Below are 22,007 nucleotides of genomic sequence, written 5' to 3' on the forward strand. Positions count from 1 at the left end.
AGATCTCTCATGGCCTTCGCTCGACTCGACAGCACCGGTGACACCGAACCGATCAACGAGATCAACATGGTGCCCTTCATCGACGTGATGCTGGTGCTGCTCATCATCTTCATCGTCACCGCCCCCTTGATGACCCACGCGGTGAAAGTCGACCTGCCTCAGGCGAGCAGCGTCCCCGACACCCAACGCGACGAAGAGCGCCTACGCCTGCGGCTCGCCGCCGACGGGCAGACCCTGCACTGGAACGACGAGGCGATCGACTGGACGGCGCTGGAGCCGCGCCTCGCCGAACTCACGCCCCAGACCACGCTGGAGCTGCAAGCCGATCGTGCCACCCCCTATGAGGCGATCGCCCGTTTGATGGCGGCCGCCTCGCGCCACGGCCTGGCGAAGATCGCCTTCGTGACCCTGCCGGGTGAGCCCTCGCCCTGAAAAACGACGACGCTTTTCCCAACCCCAAGGAGTGTTTTCGATGTCGACCGTCCCTCCGCACGAACCCCAGCCGCAAGCGGAAAACGCCGCGCTTCTTCGTCCCAAGGTCCTGCCGCTGGGTGCGGCGGTGCTCATCGGACTGGGTGCCGCGCAACCGGCGCTGGCTCAAAGCGCCGAAACCGGCGCTGCCGACGCCCAAGTCCTGCCCACCGTGACCGTGACCGATCAAGCCCCCGTTGCCGAAGAGGGGTACCTCAAGCGCACCACCCGCGTGGGCAAAACGCTGCAAGACCCGCAGGAGATTCCCCAGGCGATCACCATCCTCACCCGCGACCTGCTCGAAGACCAGCAAGTGGGTTCCTTGCGCGAGGCGCTGCGCAACGTCTCGGGACTCACCTTCAACGCCGCCGAGGGTGGGCGCTCCGGCGACAACATGATGCTGCGTGGTTTCTATACCTTCGGCGACATGTACCTCGACGGCATGCGCGACACGGCGCAATACAACCGCGAGACCTTCAATCTCGAGAGCGTGGAAGTGCTGCGCGGCGCCGCCGCCATGCTCTACGGCCGCGGCCAGGCGGGTGGCGTCATCAACCAGGTGAGCAAGACGCCGTTGCCCGTCGACAAGTACAAGCTCACCGGCTCGGTCGGTACCGAGGACTATCGCGAGGGCACGGCCGATCTCAACAAAACCCTGGGTGAGAACTCGGCGCTGCGCGTCAATCTCATGAAACGCGTGGAAGGCAGCTGGCGCAAGAACCCGGCCAACGGCGCCGAACCCGAGGTCGACCGCCAGGGTGCGGCCCTGAGTTTCGTCCACGGCATGGGCACGCGCGACGAAGTGCAGCTCAGCTACTACTATCTACAGACTCGCGACAATCCCGACTACGGCGTGCCCTTCGATGCCACGACCAAGCGGCCGCTCAAACGCTTTGGATCCTCCGCCTTCTGGGGCACCGACGATACCTTCGACGACTCGGACACACACATCGCCACCGCCACCTACACCCACCGTTTCCAACCGGGCACCGAGTGGCGCACGAGCCTTCGTTTCGCCGATTACGACCGCAGTTATTGGGCGCTCGCCCCTTCACGCACTAGCGCGCCCGCTGCCGACGGTTCGAGTGGCAGCTCGAAAACACGCAACACCGACTATCAAACCGTGGCGCTGCAATCCGATCTCACGCACGCCCTCACGCTCGCCGGCATGCGCCATGAACTGCTCCTGGGATTCGAATACCTCAACGAAGACAGTCACCGCCGCGCGCTGCGCAATCTCGCTCCCCAGGGGGCACCCGCTTTCTATCGTCCCGGTATCGAAGATCCCAGGGCGAGCGCCACCGATTTCACGGGCGATAGCTACGCGCTGCTCGCCCAAGACACGATCGAATTCCTGCCCGGTTGGAAACTCACCTTGGGCGCACGTCGCGACGAGCTCTCCGCCGACTATAGCAACGTCAATTCTCCCCGTCTCGACTACGGCGAGAACAGCTACCGCGCCGGCCTGTCGTGGATGCCCACCGCCAACCAACACTACTACCTCTCGTGGTCCGACAGTTTCAGCCCCACCGCCGACCTCTACCAGCTCTCCGGCGGCGAGTATCCGGCCGAGCGCAGCGACGTGGTCGAGCTCGGTGCCAAGTGGATGCTCTTCGAAGGCGATCTCTCGCTGCGCGCCGCCCTCTATCGTGCCACCAAAGACTGGGAACGCAACACCGATCTCGAGACCACTGGCGCCATCCTCAGCCGCAAGCGCCGCACCGATGGGTTGGAGCTCGAAGCCGCCGGCCGCATCACCGAGCGCTGGGAAGTTTTCGCCGGCCTATCCCTGATGGACGCCGAGATCCTCAAAGTCGCCCCCGGCGCCGATCCGCGATTCAAGGGGCAGCAGCCGCGCAATACGCCCGACTACACCTTCAACCTGTGGACCACCTACCGCTTCATGCCTCATTGGAAAGCCGGTCTGGGCGCCGAGACCAAGGGCGAGCGCTATGGCTACAACCCCATGGCCGCCAACGGACCCTTCGTGAACGGCAAGTTCTCGCCCAATGTCGCTCCCTCCTACACCCGCTGGGACGCGATGCTCGCCTACGAGCAGCCCTCTTACACGATACGCATGAACGTGCGCAACCTCTTCGACAAGGTCTATTATGATGCCCTCTACGACAACGGGGGCTTCGTCGTCCCCGGCACCGACCGGGCGGTGATCCTCACGGCCGAGTTCAAGTTCTGAATTTTCGGCGGGGCGCGAAGCCCCGCCTCTCACGGAAAATGCCATGCTCCTGACGATCGACGAAGTCCTCTCCGCCGCGGAAGTCGACCATGCCCGGGCACTGCTCGCGCAGGCGCGCTGGGTCGATGGCCGCAGTACCGCCGGGCCGCTCGCCCGCGAAGTCAAGAACAACCTGCAGATCGCCGAAGACTGCCCCACCCTCGCCCCCTTGCGCCAGCTGGTGCTGCAGGCGCTCGAGCGCGAGCCGCTCGTTTTTTCGGCCGTCCTGCCGCGCGACATCTTCCCGCCGCAGTTCAACCGCTATCGCGCCGTCGGCGAAGGCGAACGCTACGGGCCCCACGTCGATGCCGCCATCCGCCTCGTCGGCGAACGAAAACTGCGCACCGACGTCTCGGCCACTCTCTTTTTCAGCGCACCGGAGGAATACGACGGGGGCGAGCTCGTCATCCACGACCTCTTCGGCACGCAGCGCGTCAAGGAAAAGGCCGGCTCCATCGTCATCTACCCTGCGAGTTCGCTGCACGAGGTCACGCCGGTCACCCGGGGAGAGCGGCTCGCCTCTTTCATGTGGTTCCAGAGCCTGGTGCCCGATCCGGTCGAGCGGCGCATGCTGTTCGAACTCGACATGGCCACCCTCACACTGCGCAGCGAACACGGCGAAGGGGCACTCGCCGCCCGATTCTCCACCCTCTATCACAACCTGCTGCGGCGCTGGAGCGTCTAGCCGTGTCCGACGATGCGCTCGCGCCCGTATGCGCCGAAGACTACCTCGAGCTCGCGCAACGGCGGCTGGCGCCGGACGTCGCCGCGTACCTCTTCGGCGGGGCCGAAGCCGAACTGGCGGCGCGGCGCAACCGCGAGGCGCTGGACGCCACCACCCTCCTCCCCCGTTTCGTGCGCGACACCCCTTTTACCCCGCCGAGCGGGCCGATTCTGTTCGGCCGGCGCCACGCCTCGCCGCTGCTGCTCGCGCCGATCGCACACCAGCGGCTCTTCCATCCCGACGGCGAGGCGGCGAGCGTCCTCGCGGCGTTGGCGCAGGGCGTCACGCCCATCGTCTCCAGCCTGGCGAGCACCCCCTGGCCGCAACTGCGCCAGCTCGCCGAAGAAGAACCGCTGTGGTTCCAGATCTACTGGCAGGGCGATCGCGCCGCCACCGCGCGGCTCATCGATCGTGCCGCGCAGCTGCGCCCCGAAGCCTGGATGATCACTCTGGATGCGCCCATCGGAGGCTTGCGCTGGCGTCTGTGGCGCAGCGGTTTTCGCTTGCCGCCTCAGGCGGTACCGGCCAACCTCGACCCCCAGGTACCGACGCAGCGCACGCACGAACTGGCGGCCCTCCTTGCGCTCGCGCCGACACGCGATGATCTCGCCTGGCTACGCGATCGCGTACGGCAGCCGCTCCTTGCCAAAGGCGTGGTGCACGAAGCGGACGCCCAAGCGCTGGCGCGGCTGGGCTACGACGGTCTCGTCGTCTCCAATCACGGCGGGCGCACCTTCGACGCCGCCCCCGCGAGCCTTGCACGGCTTGCCCCGCTCGCACAGGCCGTGGGCAAACGGATGACGATCCTCTTCGATGGCGGCGTGCGCCGCGGCAGCGACGTCGCCAAAGCCTTGGCACTGGGCGCGTCGGCCGTGCTCGTCGGCCGCCCCTACGTGGCAGCGCTTGCCCTAGGGAAACGCTGAAGAAATGAGCGAGCGGGATGAAGCGCAAGGCGCACGGAGCGCAGCGACCGAGACATATCGAGTGGATAGGCGAGGGAGCGAGCACCGCGCAACGCAGCGATTCGCCCGCGCAGCCAATTATTCAGCGTTTCCCTAGAGGGCGCGCACGGCGTCGCCCGCTGCCTGCGCTTGCTGCGCGACGAGTACGCCGCCGTCGCTGCCTTGCTGTAACGCGGCCAGATGCCGCAATGCATCGACCTTGGTGCTCGGCATGCGTTCGGCCAGTAGCGCGCGCGTCGTCCGCTCCCAGAAACGGCGTGAGCGCTCGTGGCGCATGTCCACCGGGTGCAATCCCAGTCGCAGCCAAGGGCGGTTCGCGCTGCGTCTCAACCAGCGCTCATTGACCACCTGCGAAACGAGGCGACGCCAGCCGCTGCGGGCGCTCCACACGAGGCTGGGCGCCTCGATCGAGCGCCACCCCGCACCCGCACGGACATACACCCGCCGCGGCGAGCTGGTATAGCGCAAGGGAGTACGCGCGAGCGCACGCCAGGCGCCTTCTCCCAAAAGCCAACCCGGCGCGACGAAACCCTCCACCGGCCAACCCAGGCACGCGAAGAGCGCGAGGCCCTGCTCGAGCCGTGCCAGCGCCTCTTGCTCGGAGATCGCCGCGAATTCCCCCTCGTGGGTAAAGAGGCGCCGGCGCACGAAGTCGATCGGCCCATGGCAGGGCAGCTCGTCGGCGTGGTAATACCCGTGCAACACCGCCTCGCCGCCGCGGGCCAGTTCCCGCTCGATCGCCGCGCAAAAACGGGGATCGCGGTCGAACGTCCCTTGCCCGTGGTAGTCGGGTACCACCAAGAGCGTCAATGGCACGCCCAGCGCCGCTGCGCGCGCGGCAAAGTCGGCATAAAGCGGCCAGGTGGCCGGGGCCACGTCGTGCAGCACCACGGAAAAGAGCGCCTTCATCGCCCCCCCTGCCAGGCATCGGACACTTCTGCATCCACCGGCACCGGCAGCAATGCAGGCACCCCGCACAAAGCGCGGTAATGCTCCAGCAGTCCGGGAAGCACCGCCGGCCAGGCGTAGCGGCGTTCCACCCAGGCGCGCGCCTGCCGCCCGGCCTCTTCGAGATCGACTTCGCGCACGAAGTCGCGTACCGTCTGTGCAAAGACCGTCGCATCCAGGCTCGGCGCGATCCGGCCAGCCTCGGGCGGCACCAGTTCGGATACGGCCCCGCCGGCTACGCCGACCACGGGGATGCCGCTTGCCATCGCCTCGAGCACCACCAGGCCGAAGGTCTCCTGATTGCCGGCATGAACGAGCAGATCGGCACTGGCAAGAATACGGGCGACGTCTTCACGACCGACGAAGCGATCGACCACCGTCACGTTCTCCGGCACCCGCCGCGGCATGGCGCTGCCCACGAGCAGCAGATGAAAATCCTCGCCCAAGAGCCGCGCCGCCGCAAGCAGCACGTCGAGATTCTTCTCGCGCGAGCCGCGACCGGCGAAGACCATGAGGCAGCGCGCTTGAGGGATACCCAACTCGGCGCGCAGAGCGGGGTCGCGCCGCGCCGGCGAGAACGCGGCCGTGTCGACGCCCAAGGGCTGGGCGATCGCGCCCTCCACGCCGAGCGCCGCCAGATGCTCCACCATGGTGCGGCTGGGCGTGAGCACCCGGTCGAATCGCCGGTAGAGATGACGCACATAGGCGGCCGCCGCCTGCCCCCAGGTTCGCCCGAATCGTCGCTCGACGAGGCGGGGGAGATCCGAATGGTAAAAACCGATCACGGGTACGCCCAGCCGCTCCCCCGCGGCCAGCGCTGCCCAGGCAGGAACGTAGGGGTCTCCCGCCTCGATCACGTCGGGCGCCAAGGCAACGAGACGCTCCCCCCACGGCCCAGGGCGCAAGGGGAAGCGATAACCGGTGGAGAAAGGGATGGGCCAGGCCGAGATCATCTCGCAGCCGGGTGCGGAGCGATCTTCTGCTCCCGGCACCACCAGGGTATGCCGCACCCCCTCGATCGAAGAAAGAAAACGTCGCTTCGACTCCAGATACGTCCGTACGCCCCCGCTCGCTTCCGCGTAGAACATTGTGACGTCGGCAATATGCATGAATCGTCCGGTCGGCAAGAAAGTTCTATCAGTGTAGCGCTGCCGCCTCTTGCCTGCCACCCCCTGCAGGATCTCTCGCAGCGGCAAAAGCATCCCGTAAACACCTTGTTTCTTTTTTGGCCGATGCCAACGATTGATCTTCCTGGATCCGCAGACTAACCTGGTTCATACGAACGTCTTTTCGTCTCGAGGAGAAAAACGATGATCCCGTTCGACCGATCGTTTCACCGCGCTTGGTTCTACGTACTACTGATCGCGATGAGTCTCGTGCTACTCCTGCCACGAGCCCACGCAGCCACGTCACAAGAAGAGCTGATCCGCGACGCCCAGCAAGCTCTGGCCACGCTACGCAAAATCAACCCATCGGCAGACGCCATCGCCAAGTCGGCCAAAGGAGTCCTGGTCTTTCCCAACATCATCAAGGCTGGCTTCGTCTTCGGCGGCAGCTATGGCGAAGGCGTACTCTTCGTCGATGGCAAGGTACGGGGATTTTATAATTCGGTCTCCGCCTCCTGGGGTTTGCAGCTCGGCGCTCAATCGTACGGCTACGCCCTGTTCTTGATGAACGACAAAGCCCTGAAATATCTCGAAGAGAGTCAAGGCTGGGAATTGGGTTCCGGTCCAACCGTCACGCTAGTCGATACAGGGGTAGCGGCGAACATCTCCACCACCACGCTGCGTGACGACGCCTATGCGTTCATTTTCGACCAGCAGGGGCTCATGGGAGGCATCAACATCGAGGGCACGAAAATCACACGCATCAAACAGCCGTGACCCATTGACATCCCGAAACATCTACCATGCGTCGCGCACGATATAAATAAAACCCATCAATCACGAAGAGGAGCGACCATGAAACGAATCTTCCTTCTCGCGCTCACCGCATCCACCCTGAGTCTGCTGAGTGGTTGTGCCACGTGGGACAACATGTCGAGCCGAGAAAAGGCCGCGGTAGGGGGCGCTGCCGTGGGCGGCGTCATCGGTGCGGCCGTTTCGGACGGGCACCTGCTCGGCACGGTCGGAGGTGCCGCCATTGGAGGCGTCATCGGCGACCAGCTCGGCAAGTGATTCGAGCAACGCAGCGCTAGCCGCCATCGCCCGTCTTCTCCGTTCCCGCGGGAGCGGAGAGGCGGGTCACCAGCAATTGGTCGATGCGGTAGTTGTCGATATCGACCACTTCGAAACGGTAGCCTTTGTATTCGAGCGCATCGGTGCGCTTGGGCACCTTGCGCAGGTGATACATCATGAACCCGGCGATGGTCTCGAAGTGTTCCGATCCTTCGAACCCGTCGATCCCGAGCACCTCGGCCACTTCGGCGATCGGGGTGAGCCCATCGAGCAACCAGGAATCGGCGTCACGCCGAACGATCATCTCTTCGCGCCCCACGACGGGATCGACCGCCACGACCGTGTCCATCACGTCGCGAAGCGTGAGCAAACCCACAACTATGGCATATTCGTTGACGATGAGCGCGAAATCCTGCCCGGCACTGCGAAAGCGCTGCAGCGCCTCGAGCAGCGTGAGCGTATCCGGGAAGACCAACAAATCCCGCACTACCATCTCGGCGGTCAGCGAGACTTTTTCTCCGTCGATGATGGAGAGGAACAGATCGCGCGTGTCCACGTAGCCCACAGGACGGTCGAGCGAGCCGTCACACACGGGAAACTTGCCGTGGGGGTGGTTGCGCAACTTCTGCCGAATGTTTTCCTCGGGCTCACCAACCAAAAGATAGACGATCTCGTCGCGCGGCACCATGGCGGTACGCACGGTGCGCTCGTCGAGCTCGAAAACACGGGTCACCAGTTTCTGCTCCTCGGCGAGCAGCGTTCCGGCACGCGTGGCGGCGTCGGCCAGCGCCACGATTTCATCGACGGTGACCTCCTCGCGCCGGCGCTCCGGCGCCCCGGCCAGGCGCAGCACCCAGGAAGCAAGGGCGTCGATCACCCACACCAGGGGATGGAGCAGGCGCACGAGCAGCGTCATCGGCGGGGCCGCCACCAGCGCGATGCGCTCGGGCGCGAGTAGCGCGAGGCGTTTCGGCACCAGGTCGGCGAACACGACGAAGAGCAACGTGACACCGAGAAACGCAAGGGAAGAGGCGACGGAGCGGACATACTCCGGCGGCAACAAGAGCGCCACGAACGGTTCGAGCCAAGGCGTGACGGAAGACTCTCCCACCGCACCGCCGAGGATCGCAACCGCATTGAGGCCGATCTGCACCACCGTGAAATAGTGCCCCGGCTGATCCTGGAGCGTCAACACCCGCTGGGCCCTGACGTCTCCTTGCTTGGCCAGCATCTCGAGGCGCAAGCGGCGCGACGCCGCGAGCGATATCTCCGACATGGAAAAGAAAGCACTCGTGAGCACGAGCGCCAAGAGGGCGACAAGGATCGACATGTTGGTTTTTTTCGTCCGAGACTTCCTCATTATAGCGAGGAAGTCCGTCGCGACCCGATGGATATAATGGGACTTTTACGCAGAGGGAGCAACGGCGATGGATTCGATCCTGCTCGTATATTGCACGGTCCCCGACCTCAATACCGCGCGCTCGCTCGCCCGAACCCTGGTCGAAGAGCGGCTGGCTGCCTGTGTGAACCTCGTGCCGGGACTGACGTCCTTTTACCGCTGGCAGGGCACGGTACAGGAAGACGCGGAGACGCTGCTGCTCATCAAAACCGCGGCGGCACGCCATCGCGCACTACAGGAACGTTTACGCGCCCTGCATCCTTATGAACTCCCGGAAATCATCGCGGTCCCAGTGTCGGCGGGTCTGCCCGCCTATCTGGAGTGGGTCGCCACGGAAACCCTTAGCCCTCCCGAGGATCCCACATGAGCCGTCTTCGTTCTCGGTTACGCCTGCCGTTTTTCCTGTCGTTCCTCATCTTCTTCCTGCTCGCGCCGCTCCCGAGCCGCGCCGCCGACCCCGTTCCACCGGAAGAAGCCTTCGTGCCCCACGCTTACCGTGGAGAAAACGGCACGATCGTCGTCGAATTCACGATTCGCGAGGGCTATTATCTCTACCGGGACAAACTGAGATTCACCGTCCTCTCCCCGCAAGAAACCCGCCTCTTGCCCGAACTGCCACCGGGCGAATCGAAGCAGGACGAGTTCTTTGGCGAGGTTCAGATCTTCCGTAACCGCCTCGGCTTGCCGCTGAGATACGAGGGCGAGACGCCACAGCGCCTGCGCATCACCCATCAAGGCTGCTGGGACGGGGGAATCTGCTACCCCCCAGTGATCTCCGACCTCGAAGTGACCGCCACCCCGCCCGCCCCCAGCTTGTTACAGCGTCTGCGTGGTGTCACGCCCACATACACGCCGGCCCAGGCTTCGGCCTCGATCGCAGCGGAGTCCACGCCACCTTCGAGCCCGCTGCCGGGCGACGAGAGCGGGCGGCTGGCACAAGCGCTCGCCGGCAGCCACTGGGCGCCCATGCTCGCCACGTTTTTCGGCCTGGGGCTGTTGCTCGCCTTCACGCCCTGCACCTTCCCCATGATCCCCATCATCTCGGGCATCATCGTCGGCAGCAAGGAGCACGTCTCACGCGGACGGGCGTTCGGCTTATCCCTCGCCTACGTCATGGCCATGGCCGCCACCTATGCGATCGCCGGAGCGCTCGCCGGACTCTCGGGAACACTGCTCTCCGCCACTCTGCAGACTCCTTGGGTGCTCGGAGGTCTCGCGCTGGTATTCGTGCTGCTCTCCCTGTCGATGTTTGGTTTCTACGAGCTGCAGCTACCCGCTTCGTGGCAGACACGGCTCGATGCTGCCGCGGGACGCCTGCCGGGGGGACGCTATCTCGGCGTCGCGCTCATGGGTGCGATCTCGGCGCTGGTAGTCGGCCCCTGCGTGGCCGCGCCGCTCGCGGGCGCGCTGCTCTACATCGCCCGCACGGGGGACGCCTGGCTCGGAGGCTGGGCGCTCTTCGCCCTGGGATTGGGGATGGGGGCTCCACTCGTGGCGGTGGGCTTGGGCGCGCGTGAGCTGCTGCCGCGCTCCGGACCCTGGCTCAAAGGCGTGAAGCGCATCTTCGGCGTGCTGATGCTGGCGCTCGCTTGGTGGATCGTGCGGCCGGTGGCGCCGGATTGGCTATGGCTGCTCGGCTGGGCCCTGCTCGCGCTGGGCACCAGCGTCTTCCTGCATGCGCTCGATCCGCTGCCACCGCAAGCGCCGGCCATGCGGCGCCTGGGTAAGGCCCTGGGCCTTGCGCTTGCCACCTACGGCATCGTCGCCCTGGTGGGGCTGTTGGGCGGGGCGCGTGATCCCTTGCAGCCGCTCGCGCTGCGCCTCTCGGCTGCCTCTTCCGCCTCGGCGCCGGCGCAGCCGGTTCCCACCGTGCGCACGCTCGCCGAGCTGGAGTCGGCGGTGCGCGCGAGCGATCGCCCCGTGCTGGTCGACGTGCGGGCCGACTGGTGCATCTCCTGCCTGGAACTGGAGCGCGCCCTCGAAGACCCTCGCCTGCGCCCGCACCTCGCCGACGTGACCCGCCTCGGCGCGGACGTAACCGCCGCCGACGAATCCGCCCGCGCGCTGTTGCGCCGTTTCGAACTCTTCGGCCCGCCGGCCCTGCTCTTCTTCGCGCCCGGAGGAGAAGAGCATAGCGAGTTGCGCGTGGCAGGCTACCTCGGCCCCGATGAATTGCTGCCGCGATTCGAGCGCTGGCTGGGGCGTTAGCCGCCTTCGAGCATCGCGCGCAAGCGCGCAAGCCGCGCCTTGGCGTCTTCCTTGGCCACGGGCTCATCGCGCCGCCGCATCTGTACCCCCTCGCCCATCTCGGCGATGAAGCGTGATGGCTCCACGCTGCGCCACTCCTTGCCCTCACGCCGCCGCTCACACCAGGTGATCGTCAGGCTGCGCTGCGCGCGCGTGATGCCCACGTACATGAGGCGGCGCTCTTCCTCGACCCGCTCTTCCTCGAGGCTCGCCTGATGCGGCAGGATGCCCTCCTCCACGCCGACGAGGAAGACATGCTTGAACTCCAACCCCTTGGCCGCATGCAGGGTGGCGAGTTGCACCGCGTCGGCATCGTCCTCGCCGTCGTCGAGCCGGGCGACGAGGTTGAGCGTCTGCGCGAGCTCCAATAGCGTCTTTCCTTCCTCCTCGCCCTTGCGCCCCACCCAGGCGGCGAAGTCGCGCAGCGAGCGCGCCCGGGTCTCGGCCTCACGCGCCTCGCCGTGCGCGAGATACCAGCCTTCGAGGTCGATCGCCGCAAGCAGCTCTTCGAGGAGCCGGGCGGCCGGCTCGCGTTCGGCCCGCCAGCGCAGTCGGTCGAGGAATTCGGCGAAGGTATGCATACCCGCCAGCGCCGCGGCCGGCACGTGCGCCGCCGCGCCTTCTTCGCGCAGCGCCGCCGACAGGCTCAGGTGGCGCAGTCCGGCGTAGCGCGACAGGGCCTCGATGCTCGCCGGGCCGATGCCGCGCCGTGGCGTGGTGATGGCGCGCACGAAGGCCGGATCGTCGTCCTCGTTGAGCAGCAGCCGCAGGTAGGCCATGACGTCGCGGATCTCGACGCGATCGAAGTAGGATTGCCCCCCCGTGAGGGTGTAGGGGATCTTGTGCTGGCGCAGGGCCTGCTCGAAGAGCCGACCCTGGTGATTGCTGCGATAGAGGATGGCATAGTCGCGCCAACGGCCGCGGTGCTGGAAGCGGTGGGCGTCGAGCCGCGCCGCCACCCATTCGGCCTCGTGCTCGGGATCACGGCAAGCGAACACGGTGACCGCCTCCCCCTCGCCGTGCTCGGACCACAGACGCTTGTCGAACAGCTTGTCGTTGTGCGCGATCAGGGTGTTGGCGGCGGCAAGGATGCGCCGGCTGGAGCGGTAATTTTGCTCCAGCTTGATGACCCGCAGCCGGGGATAATCCTGCGCGAGCAGCCGTAGGTTCTCGACGTCGGCGCCGCGCCAGCCGTAGATCGCCTGATCGTCGTCCCCCACGGCGGTGAAGGCTTCGCGCGGCCCGGCGAGCAGCTTCAGGAGCTCGTACTGGGTGCGGTTGGTGTCCTGGTATTCATCGACGAGGAGGTAACGCAGCCGGTTCTGCCAGCGCTCGCGCACCTCGGCCTCGCGCCGTAGCAGGCGCAGGGGCAGCAGGATCAGGTCGTCGAAGTCGACGGCGTGGTAGGCGCGCAGCGTGCGCTCGTAGTCGCGGTAGGCGGCGGCCGCGGCGGCGGCGAGTTCATCGCCGGCGAGCTGCTCGGCCTCCTCCGGTTCGACCGCTGCGTTCTTCCATTGCGAGATGCGCCAGTGCAGCTGGCGCACGATGCCGCGCTCGGCCGCGGGCAGGAGCTCGGCGAGCACGTTCTGCGCGTCGGCCGGATCGAGGATGGAGAAGCGCGGCTTGAGCCCCAGGTGCGGCGCCTCCTCGCGCAGCAGGCGCACGCCGAGCGCGTGGAAGGTGCTCACGGTGAGCCCGCCGGGGAGCCGCCCGCCCAAGAGCGCCGCCACCCGTTCCTGCATCTCGCGAGCGGCCTTGTTGGTGAAGGTGATGGCGGCGATGTGCCGGGGGGCGAGCCCCACCTTTTGGATGAGGTGGGCGATCTTGTGCGTGATGACGCGCGTCTTGCCGCTGCCGGCCCCGGCGAGCACCAGGCAGGGGCCGTCGAGGTGGGTGATCGCGCTTCGCTGTTCGGCATTCAAAGACATGAGCACGGGAAAATGGGGGTCCATCGGGAGACTGCAAAAAAACCGTCACACCCGGCCGAAGGACGAGGCGCTCCGGGCACAGGATACGACACCCATCGGGGGCACGAGCGGGCAACCGAATACCGTCCGCGACGCCGTGCAGGCGCGCAAAGGGCCATTTAGGGCTCCCGTGAGATTGTACCCTCGTGGGCTGGCGCCGCCTTACTGCTCCTGCGCCTCTCGTACGAAATCATCGTGCACAATCGCATGGCAAGGCACCCGGCGTACCGAATGCAAGGCATGTCTCCGAGTAGGCGAGCATCCGAGCACAGGAGAACGTCGCCACGCAAACGCGCGGAGCGTCATGCAGAGGATCCTCCCGTTGGCCGGTTTGCGCCGCACCGCGGGACAGGCTATCCTTAGGGAAACGCTGAAGAAATGAGCGAGCGGGATGAAGCGCAAGGCGCACGGAGCGCAGCGACCGAGACATATCGAGTGGATAGGCGAGGGAGCGAGCACCGCGCAACGCAGCGATTCGCCCGCGCAGCCAATTATTCAGCGTTTCCTTAGCACGACGAGGGCGGCGCACCGATCCCTGCCGCCTTCGCTTTTTTGCGACCCTTGCGGGAGGCTCCATGCGTAGCATTCTGTTTCCCATTACCGCTCTGATGCTCGGGGTGGCCTCGTTACTGCTCGGTACGGGGCTACTCAACTCTCTCATCGCATTGCGTGGAGGGCTCGAGGGGTTCAGCGATCAACTGCTGGGGCTGATGGGGTCGAGCTATTTCGTGGGGTTCTTCGCCGGCACCTGGATCACCCCTTACCTCATCCGGCGCATGGGACACATCCGGGCCTTTGCTTTTTTCTGCGCGACGATCACCGCCTGCGTGCTCCTGCACCTGCTTTACGTACATGCCGAAATTTGGATCGTGCTGCGCTTCCTCACTGGCGTGTCCATCGTCGGTTTCTATGCCGTGATCGAGAGCTGGCTCGGAGGGAGTGCCCCACCCGAGCGACGGGGCTTCATATTCGCCGTCTACATGATCGTCAATCTCGTGGCGCTGGGCTGTGCCCAGCTTTTCCTGCGCTGGAATAGCCCGGGCGTCTTCAACCTGTTCGCGGTCTCGGCCATCTTCGCGGTGCTGGCGATCTTGCCCGTGACGGCCACACGCTTACAGCCACCGGCCATCGTCGAAGTGGCGCGAATGTCCCTGCGCCGCCTGTGGTTGAGCGCCCCGGTCGCGGCCATGGGAGCCGTCTCCTCCGGCTTGGCGATGGGTTCATTCTGGACCCTCTCCGCAGCCTACCTCAACCGTTTGGGTTTGGGCAATGCCGAAATCGGCACTTTTCTCTCGCTCACCATCCTAGCGGGCGCCCTGTTCCAGTGGCCCATCGGTTGGCTTTCGGACCGGTTCGATCGCCGCCTCACCTTGGCCTGGGTCGGAGGGCTGGCCTGCATCACGGCCTGCCTGCTGGCGCTCGCACCCAGTCTGAAATTGCCCCTCTTGATGATGGGGCCGATCTTCGGTCTCTTCCTGCTCGCCGTCTATCCCATCGTGGTCGCGCATCTGGTCGATCATCTGCACCGCGACGAGATTCTCGCAGGCAACACGGCTTTGCTGATGTTGCATGGCATCGCCGCGGCGCTGGGCCCCTCGCTGGCCGGCTGGGCCATGACGGATTTCGGGCCGAACGCTTTCCCGGCCTTCCTCGCGGTGGCCCTCTTGCCGATGACGGTGCTCGCCGCACTGCAGTACCGCCGCAGCATGGACGTGATCGTCGAAGAACCGGCGCACTTCAAACCCATGGTACGTACTTCGCCCGCCGTCCTCGAACTGATGGCCGAAGCGGAACCCGCCCAGATGCAGGACACACCCATCCCCCGGGCAGACTCCCCCTCGACGGAAGAAGAGATCGCCGACGCTCGAGAAAACGCGCAAACGACCGAAGGCACCCCATCCAGCAGTTCCGAGGAAACCGATGCCGAGCGCTCGAACCGTGAAACCGGCAACGAGGCCCCCGGGGCGACCGCTCGCCCCTCCTGATCGGATGGGAAAAACCGACGGAAACGGCGCGACTCAGGCCACGCCGGCCTCGTGCGCCTGACGATCGGCCCAGTAGGAGGAACGCACGAGCGGCCCGCAGGCAGCGTGCCTGAACCCCAGCGCGAGTGCCTCGCGCTCGAAGGCGGCGAAGGTCTCGGGTGGAACGTAACGCTCCACCGGCAGGTGTCCGGACGAAGGCTGCAGGTACTGGCCGATGGTGAGCATGTCGCAGCCGTGCGCCCGCAGGTCGCGCATCACCTGCACGATCTCCTCGTCGGTTTCGCCCAACCCGACCATCAGGCCAGACTTGGTCGCCACCTCGGGATGGCGCGCCTTGAATTCCGCCAACAGCCGCAAGGAATGGGCATAGTCGGCCCCGGGCCGCGCCTGGCGGTAGAGCCGGGGCACGGTTTCCAGGTTGTGGTTCATCACGTCGGGCAGATCCTGGGCGAAGGCTTCCAGCGCCGCCTCCAGCCGGCCGCGGAAGTCCGGCACCAGCACTTCGATGCGGGTGGAAGGCGAGTGTGCACGCACGGCGCGGATGCAGGCGGCGAAGTGCGCCGCGCCGCCGTCGCGCAGATCGTCGCGGTCGACGCTGGTGATGACCACGTAGCGCAGGCGCATGGCCGCCACCGTGTGCGCGAGATGCTCGGGTTCAGCCGGATCCGGCGGCAAGGGCTTGCCGTGGGCCACGTCGCAGAAGGGACAGCGGCGCGTGCAGACGTCGCCCAGGATCATGAAGGTGGCCGTTCCCTTGCCGAAACACTCGTGGATGTTGGGGCAGGAGGCTTCCTCGCACACGGTGTGCAGCCGATGGGCGCGCAAAGTGGCCTTGATTTGCTGGAAACGCTCGGCCTCTTCACCCCCGGCCAGGCGCACGCGGATCCACTCGGGTTTGGGCAGCGGCGCCCTGGGGACGATCTTGATCGGGATACGGGCGGTCTTCTGGGCGCCACGGGCTTTCTCGGGGGCATCGACGGGTCGGTCCATGATCGGCTCCTTTCAGGAAGAGGGCGGGGCCCAGGGGTCGCAAGTAGTGCTCCAGGCAAGCGGCCCGAGCCAGGTCTGCAGCGGCTCGAGCAGCCGCTCGGCGGTCTCGCGCACGCTCCAATCGAGGCCATGATCGCGCAGGCGGGTGGTGGCGAGCCCCGCATGGCCACAGGGGTTGATGCCGGCAAAAGGCGAGAGGTCGAGGTCCACGTTGAGCGAGAGTCCGTGGTACGTGCAGCCATTCTTCACCCGTAGCCCCAGCGCGGCGATCTTGGCGCCGGCAAGGTAGACCCCGGGCGCCCCCTCGCGCCGTTCACCTTGCAGCCCGCAGCTGGCGAGCAGGTCGATCACGCTCTGTTCGATGTGGTGCACCAGAGCGCGCACGCTCGAGCGCCGGCGGCGCAGGTCGAGGAGGAAATAGACGACGAGCTGACCCGGCCCATGGTAGGTGATTTGGCCGCCGCGGTCGATGTGCACCAGAGGAATGCCCGTGGCCCGCCCCTGGGGCAGCAGGTGCTCGGGACGGCCGGCGAGCCCCAGGGTATAAACCGGCTCGTGTTCGAGGCACCACAGCCGGTCGAGGGTGTCAGGCCCGCGCTCGGCCGTGGCGCGCTGCATTGCGCGCCATACCGGCTCGTAAGGCTGCCGGTCGAGCCAGAAAACCGGCGTGCAGCTCACCAGCTCTTGATCCACAACACCAGCGCATCCCAGGCACGACCGAACCAGCCCGCTTGCGGCACATCGTCGAGCGCCACCGCCGTGAGCGTGGTGAGCGGTTTGCCCTCGACGCTCACTTCTACCTTGCCCACCGGCTGCCCCTTGCTCACCGGCGCGAGCAGCGGCTCTTCGCCGATGAAGCGCGCCTCGGCGTGCTTGACGTCTTCACGCGGCAGGGTCAGCACCACGTCGGTGGTAAAGCCCACCGGAATCTCGCGTTTGGCCCCTTTCCATACGCGCAGCGTGGCCACCGCCTGGTTGGCGTCGTAGAGTTTGACGGCGTCGAAGAACTGGAAGCCGTAATTGAGCAGCTTCAGCGACTCCTGCACCCGCACCTCGTCGGAGGGCGCGCCCAGCACCACGGCGATCAGACGCCGTCCCTCGCGCCGAGCCGAAGAGGCCAGGCAATAGCCGGCAGAGGAGGTATGCCCGGTCTTGATCCCATCGACGCTGGGATCGAGCCAAAGCAGGCGATTACGGTTGGGCTGACGGATGCCGTTGAAAACGTACTCCTTTTCCGAATAGAGGGCGTAGAACTGCGGAAACTCTTCGATGATGGCACGCGCGAGGAGCGCGATGTCGTGCGCACTCATGTAGTGCTGCGGATCGGGCATGCCGGTCGAATTCATGAAATGCGAGTTCTTCAGGCCGAGTTTCTTCGCCGCATCGTTCATGAGGGCGGTAAAAGCCTCTTCGCTGCCGGCGACCGCCTCGGCCAGGGCCACGGAAGCGTCGTTCCCCGACTGGATGATCATGCCGCGCAGCAACTCTTCCACCGTAGGCGTCATCTTGGGGTCGATGAACATGCGCGACCCCCCCATCTTCCACGCCGTCGTGGACACTGGAACTTGCTGCTCCAGCTTGAGCCGCCCGTCACGCAGTGCGCCAAACACGACATAGGCTGTCATGAGTTTGGTGATGGAAGCCGGCTCGGCCGGCTGATCGGCATCCTTGCTAGCGAGCACCTCGCCGGTGCGGGCATCGATCAACACCCACTGCCGGGCATTGAGCGTGATGGGCGGCACCGCCGCCTGCGCTACCGTGACCCAACACGCGATGAACAGGACACACCAAACCTGAATCGAACGAACGAACCTCACGTCCCAACTCCTGAATCGCTTCGAGAAGCGTCCCATTATACGCGGCGGCTCAGGGGGCGGTCACCAAGAAAGCACTACCGCCCAGGCGCGCCGTGACGATCCGAGCCGCCGCGCGCGCCGCCGCCTCGTCGGCGAACGGCCCGACCCAGACCCGGATTTTGTCCGTGGCCGGAATCACGTGCAGATCGACTTCCGGCAACAACGTAGCGGCGTGCCGCCGGAAGGAATCCGCATTGTCGGCCAAGGCAAAAGCGCCCAACTGGAGATAATAGCCCGGAGCCGGAGAACGACGTTCGTCCGCAACCGGCTCGAGGGGCTCCATCGCCACCACCGCTTTGCTCGACTCTGACTGCTCGAGCGCAGACCCTGGCGCAGCCGACGACACGGAGACGATGGGTGCGTCGTTCCGCGACGACGACGTTCGCTCTTCCCCCTGCAACCGCGCTGACAGCATACGCGCCACCACCAGCGCTGGCCCAGCCTCGGCGCCGCGCGCGCGTATGACCTCGCCCCGCGCCTCGGCCTGGCGGATTTCCTCGGGCAGGATCAGCTCCACCTCCACGCTGGTCGTACCCTGGTTGACGAAACCGAGTCGATCCGCCGCAGCAAAGGAGAGATCGATGAGTCGATCCGACACGAAAGGACCGCGATCGTTCACCCGCACGATCACCTGACGGCCGTTGGAGAGATTGGTCACTCGAGCATAACTGGGGAGAGGGAGCGTCTTGTGTGCGGCCGTGAAGGAATACATGTCGTAGCGTTCTCCCGTGGCCGTGGGCTGGCCATGGAACTGACGGCCGTACCACGAAGCCACGCCGATCTCCCGATAGGGAGCGAAATCGGTCATGGGAAAATAGGTACGGCCGAGCACGGTGTAGGCGCGCGCGTTGGCCGGACGCAAAGGTTCGATGCGCGGAACCGGTTCTTCTCCGGAGACCAAGGCGCCAAGCCCCCCCGTTTCCACGAGCGAGGAACGCTTCGTCCGTGGAGCAGTGCCACAGGCCGCCAGCCCCAGGGCGACGAGGAGCAGCACACCGGTCACGCGCCATCTCGTTCCTGATGTCATATCCCTCTCCGCTGGCCGGAAAAACCACCGCGAGGCGCCGATCGGACCGCTGCGCTCAAGAGCAATCCCAGCCCCGTGGCGAGCGTCACCAGAGCCGTGCCGCCATAGCTGATGAAGGGCAAAGGCACTCCCACCACCGGCAACATGCCACTGACCATCGCCACGTTCACGAAGACATAGACGAACGTGGTCCCCACCACTGCGCCGCCCAGCAGCATCCCCGGCCACGAGGGGCTCCTGATGGCGAGCCACGCACCGCGCAGCAGCAGCGCGGTATATACGCTCAATAATAGCGCGACACCGAAGAATCCGAACTCCTCGGCAAGCACCGCAAAAATGAAATCGGTGTGGCGCTCGGGAACGAAGGAGAGTTGGGATTGCGTGCCCTCGCGCCATCCTTTGCCCCAAGCGCCCCCCGAACCGATGGCGATCGTGGCCTGGATCGTGTGGAAGCCTTTACCGAGAGGGTCCCGGTGCGGATCGAGCAAGGTGCACACGCGCTGTTTCTGATATTCGTGTAGCATTGGCCATTCCACGCCGGGCGTACACCAGCGATCTCCTTGCACGAGGAGCGCACCGATCCCGACGGCCAAGACCAACACGAGCGGCACGATGAACCGCCATGAAAACCCGGCGAAGAAGAGCACGAATCCCCCGGCCGCCACCACGAGGATGGTCGTACCCAAGTCCGGCTCTTTCAGGATCAAGATTGCGGGGATCGCCAAGAGCATCAGCGCCACGACATGATCCCACCACGCGAGCGAATGCCGTCGCAACGCAAAATACCAGGAAAGCATCATCGGCGCCGCCAGTTTCATCAGCTCGGAAGGCTGGATGCGAACCACCCCCAGGTCGAGCCATCGCGTTGCCCCTTTGGTCGTCTCGCCGAAGAGGAGCACCGCCAGCAGCAGGAGGACACCGAGGAGATACAACGGCAAGGCCAGGCGCAGCCACCAGCGAAACGGGACCAGCGCCGCCGTCAAGAGCGCGGTCAGTGCCAGCGCCTGGTGCCCCCACAAGGTCTCGACCCGCTCGGGGGAGGCGCTCATCAACACCACTTGCCCGGCGGCAAAGAGCAGCAGCACGCAGACGATCAGAGGGAAATCCCAGCGTCGCATCGCGTGGGCGATCATCGCGAGCCAATACGCCTTCTTCATCATTTTTCCTTTCCAGCGGCAACGGAAAAATGATAGTCAAATATTTGGCGCATCAGCGGCGCCGCCGTCCTGCCTCCCGGCCCTCCGTTCTCCACGATGATCGCGGCGACGATGCGCGGCTCTTCGGCCGGGGCGAAGGCGATGAACCACGAATGATCGAGTAGATCTTCGTCCGTGGCGTCGGGGTCGTACCTGCGCCCCTGCAGGGAGAATACCTGTGCCGTTCCCGTTTTCCCTCCCAGGGAATAGGCTGCGCCGGCAAACGCACGCGCCGAGGTGCCGATGCGTGCGCCATCGACCATTGCCCGCAGCACGGCATCGACGTGCGCGGGATCGAGCTTGACGAAACCGGTCACTTCACCGGCGACGGGAACACGCTCCCCCGTGAGTGGATCGATCGAAGCCGCCAGCACGTGCGGCTTGCGTATCACGCCGCCATTGACGAGGATGCTCAAGGCGTGGGCCATCTTCAAGGGCGTGTAGGCATTGTACCCCTGGCCGATCGCGGTAGAAAGCGTTTCGCCACCAAACCACAGCTGCTGATTCGCTTGGTTGAATCGCTGCCTTTTCCACTCGCGCGAGGGCAGCACGCCTGCCGCCTCTCCCGGCAGGTCGATTCCGGTACGTCGCCCGAACCCTAGCTGCTCCATGAAAGCACTGATGGCATCGATCCCCAGCTCGTTGCCCAGCGAGTAGAAATACACGTTGCAAGAGAAAGCCAGAGCCCGGTGCAAATCGACGCCACTTTGACAATTCCGCTTGCGGTCGTACAGTCTCACGCCGGAGTACTCGAACATCCCTTGCCGATCGAAGCGCTGGCCCGGTTGCCGACTCCCCGAGGCCAGGCCCAGCATCGCCATGAAGGGCTTGAAGGTCGAACCAGGCGGGTAGGTACCGCGTAGCGCGCGATTGAACAAGGGTTTATCATCGCTCAGCGCGAGCCGCTCCCAGTCGGCCTGCGTCAAGCCACCGAGAAACAGGTTCGGGTCGAAAGACGGTGAAGAGACCATGGCGATCACGCCTCCGTCACGCGGATCGAGCGCGACGAAAGCCCCGCGCCGCCCGGCAAACGCCTCGAGCACGAAACGCTGCAGTCGCGCGTCGATCGTCAGCACCAGATCCCGGCCCCGCACCGCTTCCTGCCGCCCGAGCAAACGCACCGCCCGGCCCGCCGCATTCACTTCCAACAATTCCCAACCCGGGATACCATGAAGCAGCCGTTCGTACTGCGCCTCCACCCCTTCTTTCCCGATGCTCTCGGTACCCCGATAGATCCCCGTCAGCCCCTCGGCCTCGAGTCGCTCCTGTTCCTGCGCGTTGATCCGCCCGAGATAGCCAACCACGTGTGCCGTCACCTCCGCCTGCGGATACTCCCGAATGAGTCTGGCCTGCACTTCGACTCCGGGGAAGGCAAACTTCTTCGCGACGAAGCGCGCCACCTCCTCGTCGGAGAGATGCTGACGGATCACGACACTGCCCAGACCGCGCTGATCACGCATCTGACGCAGGAAGCGCTTGTGGTCACTCTCCTCGATGCGCACCACCTCGGAGAGACGCGCGATCGTCCCTTCGACATCCTTCACCTGGGCCGGATCGAGTTCCAGGGTGTAGGTGCGCACGTTACGCGCGAGGGCTTCGCCGCGCACGTCGAAAATCTGCCCGCGATGCGGCGCAATCGGCACGAAAGCCTGGCGATTGTCGTCAGCCAGGGTACGAAATCGCTCGTGCTCACCGATCTGCAGCTGGTACATGCGTCCGAGCAGCAGACCGAAACCGACCAGCATGACGACCACCAGCACCCACAGCCGACGGTGCGTACGCGCGATTTCCGATCCCTCCCCCAACGCGCTCTTGGGCATACGCA

General features: G+C 65.6%; 19 protein-coding genes. 9 read left to right on the forward strand and 10 right to left on the reverse strand.

The features are described from left to right. Positions 1-9: 9 nt before the first annotated feature. The 4 genes from EPD80_RS03200 to EPD80_RS03215 are packed head-to-tail and all read left to right on the forward strand — an operon-like array spanning position 10 to position 4,351. A complete protein-coding gene (locus tag EPD80_RS03200) occupies positions 10-432 on the forward strand; it encodes an ExbD/TolR family protein (RefSeq protein ID WP_142803890.1) in 423 nt (140 codons plus the stop codon). 40 nt (positions 433-472) lie between these two features. Further along, the gene (locus EPD80_RS03205) at positions 473-2,665 is read left to right on the forward strand and encodes a TonB-dependent receptor (RefSeq protein WP_142809399.1); all 2,193 of its coding nucleotides are present in this window, start codon (positions 473-475) and stop codon (positions 2,663-2,665) included. A 43-nt stretch (positions 2,666-2,708) separates the two neighbouring features. Beyond that, a complete protein-coding gene (locus tag EPD80_RS03210) occupies positions 2,709-3,389 on the forward strand; it encodes a Fe2+-dependent dioxygenase (RefSeq protein WP_142809400.1) in 681 nt (226 codons plus the stop codon). A 2-nt stretch (positions 3,390-3,391) separates the two neighbouring features. Beyond that, positions 3,392-4,351, forward strand: a complete 960-nt coding sequence (locus EPD80_RS03215; protein WP_185957690.1) for an alpha-hydroxy acid oxidase — start codon at positions 3,392-3,394, stop codon at positions 4,349-4,351. 132 nt (positions 4,352-4,483) lie between these two features. Here the strand turns inward: EPD80_RS03215 and EPD80_RS03225 are convergent, their stop codons facing one another. Both EPD80_RS03225 and EPD80_RS03230 read right to left on the reverse strand, forming a co-directional pair. Next, entirely contained in the window at positions 4,484-5,299 is an 816-nt protein-coding gene (locus EPD80_RS03225; protein ID WP_142809404.1) for a DUF2334 domain-containing protein, read from the reverse strand. After that, positions 5,296-6,447, reverse strand: a complete 1,152-nt coding sequence (locus tag EPD80_RS03230) for a glycosyltransferase family 4 protein (protein ID WP_142809836.1) — start codon at positions 6,445-6,447, stop codon at positions 5,296-5,298. The genes EPD80_RS03225 and EPD80_RS03230 overlap by 4 nt, the downstream gene beginning before the upstream one ends. A gap of 201 nt (positions 6,448-6,648) precedes the next feature. On the opposite strand from EPD80_RS03230, the gene EPD80_RS03235 reads away from it, so the two are divergent. Further along, a complete protein-coding gene (locus EPD80_RS03235; protein WP_221928812.1) occupies positions 6,649-7,221 on the forward strand; it encodes a lipid-binding SYLF domain-containing protein in 573 nt (190 codons plus the stop codon). Positions 7,222-7,299: 78 nt separating this feature from the next. Continuing rightward, positions 7,300-7,515: a glycine zipper 2TM domain-containing protein gene (locus EPD80_RS03240; RefSeq protein ID WP_142809406.1), complete on the forward strand. Its 216-nt coding sequence runs from the start codon at positions 7,300-7,302 to the stop codon at positions 7,513-7,515. A gap of 16 nt (positions 7,516-7,531) precedes the next feature. Here the strand turns inward: EPD80_RS03240 and EPD80_RS03245 are convergent, their stop codons facing one another. Further along, positions 7,532-8,845: a hemolysin family protein gene (locus EPD80_RS03245; protein WP_142809408.1), complete on the reverse strand. Its 1,314-nt coding sequence runs from the start codon at positions 8,843-8,845 to the stop codon at positions 7,532-7,534. Positions 8,846-8,942: 97 nt separating this feature from the next. Between EPD80_RS03245 and cutA the strand changes: the two genes are divergently transcribed. Together cutA and dsbD are read left to right on the forward strand one after the other, a co-directional pair. Next, entirely contained in the window at positions 8,943-9,281 is a 339-nt protein-coding gene (gene cutA, locus EPD80_RS03250; protein WP_142809410.1) for a divalent-cation tolerance protein CutA, read from the forward strand. Next, the gene (dsbD, locus tag EPD80_RS03255; RefSeq protein ID WP_142809412.1) at positions 9,278-11,122 is read left to right on the forward strand and encodes a protein-disulfide reductase DsbD; all 1,845 of its coding nucleotides are present in this window, start codon (positions 9,278-9,280) and stop codon (positions 11,120-11,122) included. Before cutA ends, dsbD begins: the two co-directional genes overlap by 4 nt. Here the strand turns inward: dsbD and EPD80_RS03260 are convergent. Further along, positions 11,119-13,113, reverse strand: a complete 1,995-nt coding sequence (locus EPD80_RS03260) for a UvrD-helicase domain-containing protein (RefSeq protein WP_221928813.1) — start codon at positions 13,111-13,113, stop codon at positions 11,119-11,121. The two genes, dsbD and EPD80_RS03260, sit on opposite strands and share 4 nt — an antisense overlap. 590 nt (positions 13,114-13,703) lie before the next feature. Between EPD80_RS03260 and EPD80_RS03265 the strand changes: the two genes are divergently transcribed. Beyond that, complete coding sequence (locus EPD80_RS03265; protein ID WP_142809414.1) at positions 13,704-15,113, forward strand: MFS transporter; 1,410 nt, start codon at positions 13,704-13,706, stop codon at positions 15,111-15,113. Between the two features lie 33 nt (positions 15,114-15,146). On the opposite strand, the gene lipA is transcribed toward EPD80_RS03265, so the two are convergent. The 6 genes from lipA to mrdA are packed head-to-tail and all read right to left on the reverse strand — an operon-like array spanning position 15,147 to position 22,002. Further along, on the reverse strand, positions 15,147-16,103 hold the full coding sequence (gene lipA / locus EPD80_RS03270) for a lipoyl synthase (RefSeq protein ID WP_142809416.1): 957 nt from the start codon (positions 16,101-16,103) through the stop codon (positions 15,147-15,149). Positions 16,104-16,115: 12 nt separating this feature from the next. Next, positions 16,116-16,781 carry a lipoyl(octanoyl) transferase LipB gene (lipB, locus tag EPD80_RS03275; protein WP_221928814.1) on the reverse strand — a complete coding sequence of 222 codons (666 nt, stop codon included), beginning with the start codon at positions 16,779-16,781 and terminating at the stop codon, positions 16,116-16,118. After that, a complete protein-coding gene (locus EPD80_RS03280; RefSeq protein WP_221928815.1) occupies positions 16,778-17,920 on the reverse strand; it encodes a D-alanyl-D-alanine carboxypeptidase family protein in 1,143 nt (380 codons plus the stop codon). Before EPD80_RS03280 ends, lipB begins: the two co-directional genes overlap by 4 nt. Positions 17,921-17,969: 49 nt before the next feature. After that, entirely contained in the window at positions 17,970-18,962 is a 993-nt protein-coding gene (locus tag EPD80_RS03285) for a septal ring lytic transglycosylase RlpA family protein (protein ID WP_185957691.1), read from the reverse strand. A 20-nt stretch (positions 18,963-18,982) separates the two neighbouring features. Continuing rightward, positions 18,983-20,143 (reverse strand): rod shape-determining protein RodA, encoded by a 1,161-nt coding sequence (gene rodA, locus EPD80_RS03290; protein WP_142809844.1) that lies wholly within the window; start codon positions 20,141-20,143, stop codon positions 18,983-18,985. Further along, complete coding sequence (mrdA, locus tag EPD80_RS03295; RefSeq protein WP_185957692.1) at positions 20,143-22,002, reverse strand: penicillin-binding protein 2; 1,860 nt, start codon at positions 22,000-22,002, stop codon at positions 20,143-20,145. Before mrdA ends, rodA begins: the two co-directional genes overlap by 1 nt. Between the last annotated feature and the right edge of the window lie 5 nt (positions 22,003-22,007).

The sequence above is a fragment of the Tepidiphilus olei genome, from assembly GCF_006980705.1.
GTDB lineage: Bacteria > Pseudomonadota > Gammaproteobacteria > Burkholderiales > Rhodocyclaceae > Tepidiphilus > Tepidiphilus olei.

Bases quoted from the DNA above. Each gene is read 5' to 3' on its own strand.
- lipA (WP_142809416.1), bottom strand. From the start codon at position 16,103: ATGGACCGACCCGTCGATGCCCCCGAGAAAGCCCGTGGCGCCCAGAAG.
- EPD80_RS03200 (WP_142803890.1), top strand. From the start codon at position 10: ATGGCCTTCGCTCGACTCGACAGCACCGGTGACACCGAACCGATCAAC.
- dsbD (WP_142809412.1), top strand. From the start codon at position 9,278: ATGAGCCGTCTTCGTTCTCGGTTACGCCTGCCGTTTTTCCTGTCGTTC.
- EPD80_RS03240 (WP_142809406.1), top strand. From the start codon at position 7,300: ATGAAACGAATCTTCCTTCTCGCGCTCACCGCATCCACCCTGAGTCTG.
- EPD80_RS03210 (WP_142809400.1), top strand. From the start codon at position 2,709: ATGCTCCTGACGATCGACGAAGTCCTCTCCGCCGCGGAAGTCGACCAT.
- EPD80_RS03265 (WP_142809414.1), top strand. From the start codon at position 13,704: ATGCGTAGCATTCTGTTTCCCATTACCGCTCTGATGCTCGGGGTGGCC.
- mrdA (WP_185957692.1), bottom strand. From the start codon at position 22,002: ATGCCCAAGAGCGCGTTGGGGGAGGGATCGGAAATCGCGCGTACGCAC.
- EPD80_RS03260 (WP_221928813.1), bottom strand. From the start codon at position 13,113: ATGGACCCCCATTTTCCCGTGCTCATGTCTTTGAATGCCGAACAGCGA.
- EPD80_RS03205 (WP_142809399.1), top strand. From the start codon at position 473: ATGTCGACCGTCCCTCCGCACGAACCCCAGCCGCAAGCGGAAAACGCC.
- EPD80_RS03245 (WP_142809408.1), bottom strand. From the start codon at position 8,845: ATGTCGATCCTTGTCGCCCTCTTGGCGCTCGTGCTCACGAGTGCTTTC.
- rodA (WP_142809844.1), bottom strand. From the start codon at position 20,143: ATGAAGAAGGCGTATTGGCTCGCGATGATCGCCCACGCGATGCGACGC.
- cutA (WP_142809410.1), top strand. From the start codon at position 8,943: ATGGATTCGATCCTGCTCGTATATTGCACGGTCCCCGACCTCAATACC.
- EPD80_RS03230 (WP_142809836.1), bottom strand. From the start codon at position 6,447: ATGCATATTGCCGACGTCACAATGTTCTACGCGGAAGCGAGCGGGGGC.
- EPD80_RS03235 (WP_221928812.1), top strand. From the start codon at position 6,649: ATGATCCCGTTCGACCGATCGTTTCACCGCGCTTGGTTCTACGTACTA.
- EPD80_RS03225 (WP_142809404.1), bottom strand. From the start codon at position 5,299: ATGAAGGCGCTCTTTTCCGTGGTGCTGCACGACGTGGCCCCGGCCACC.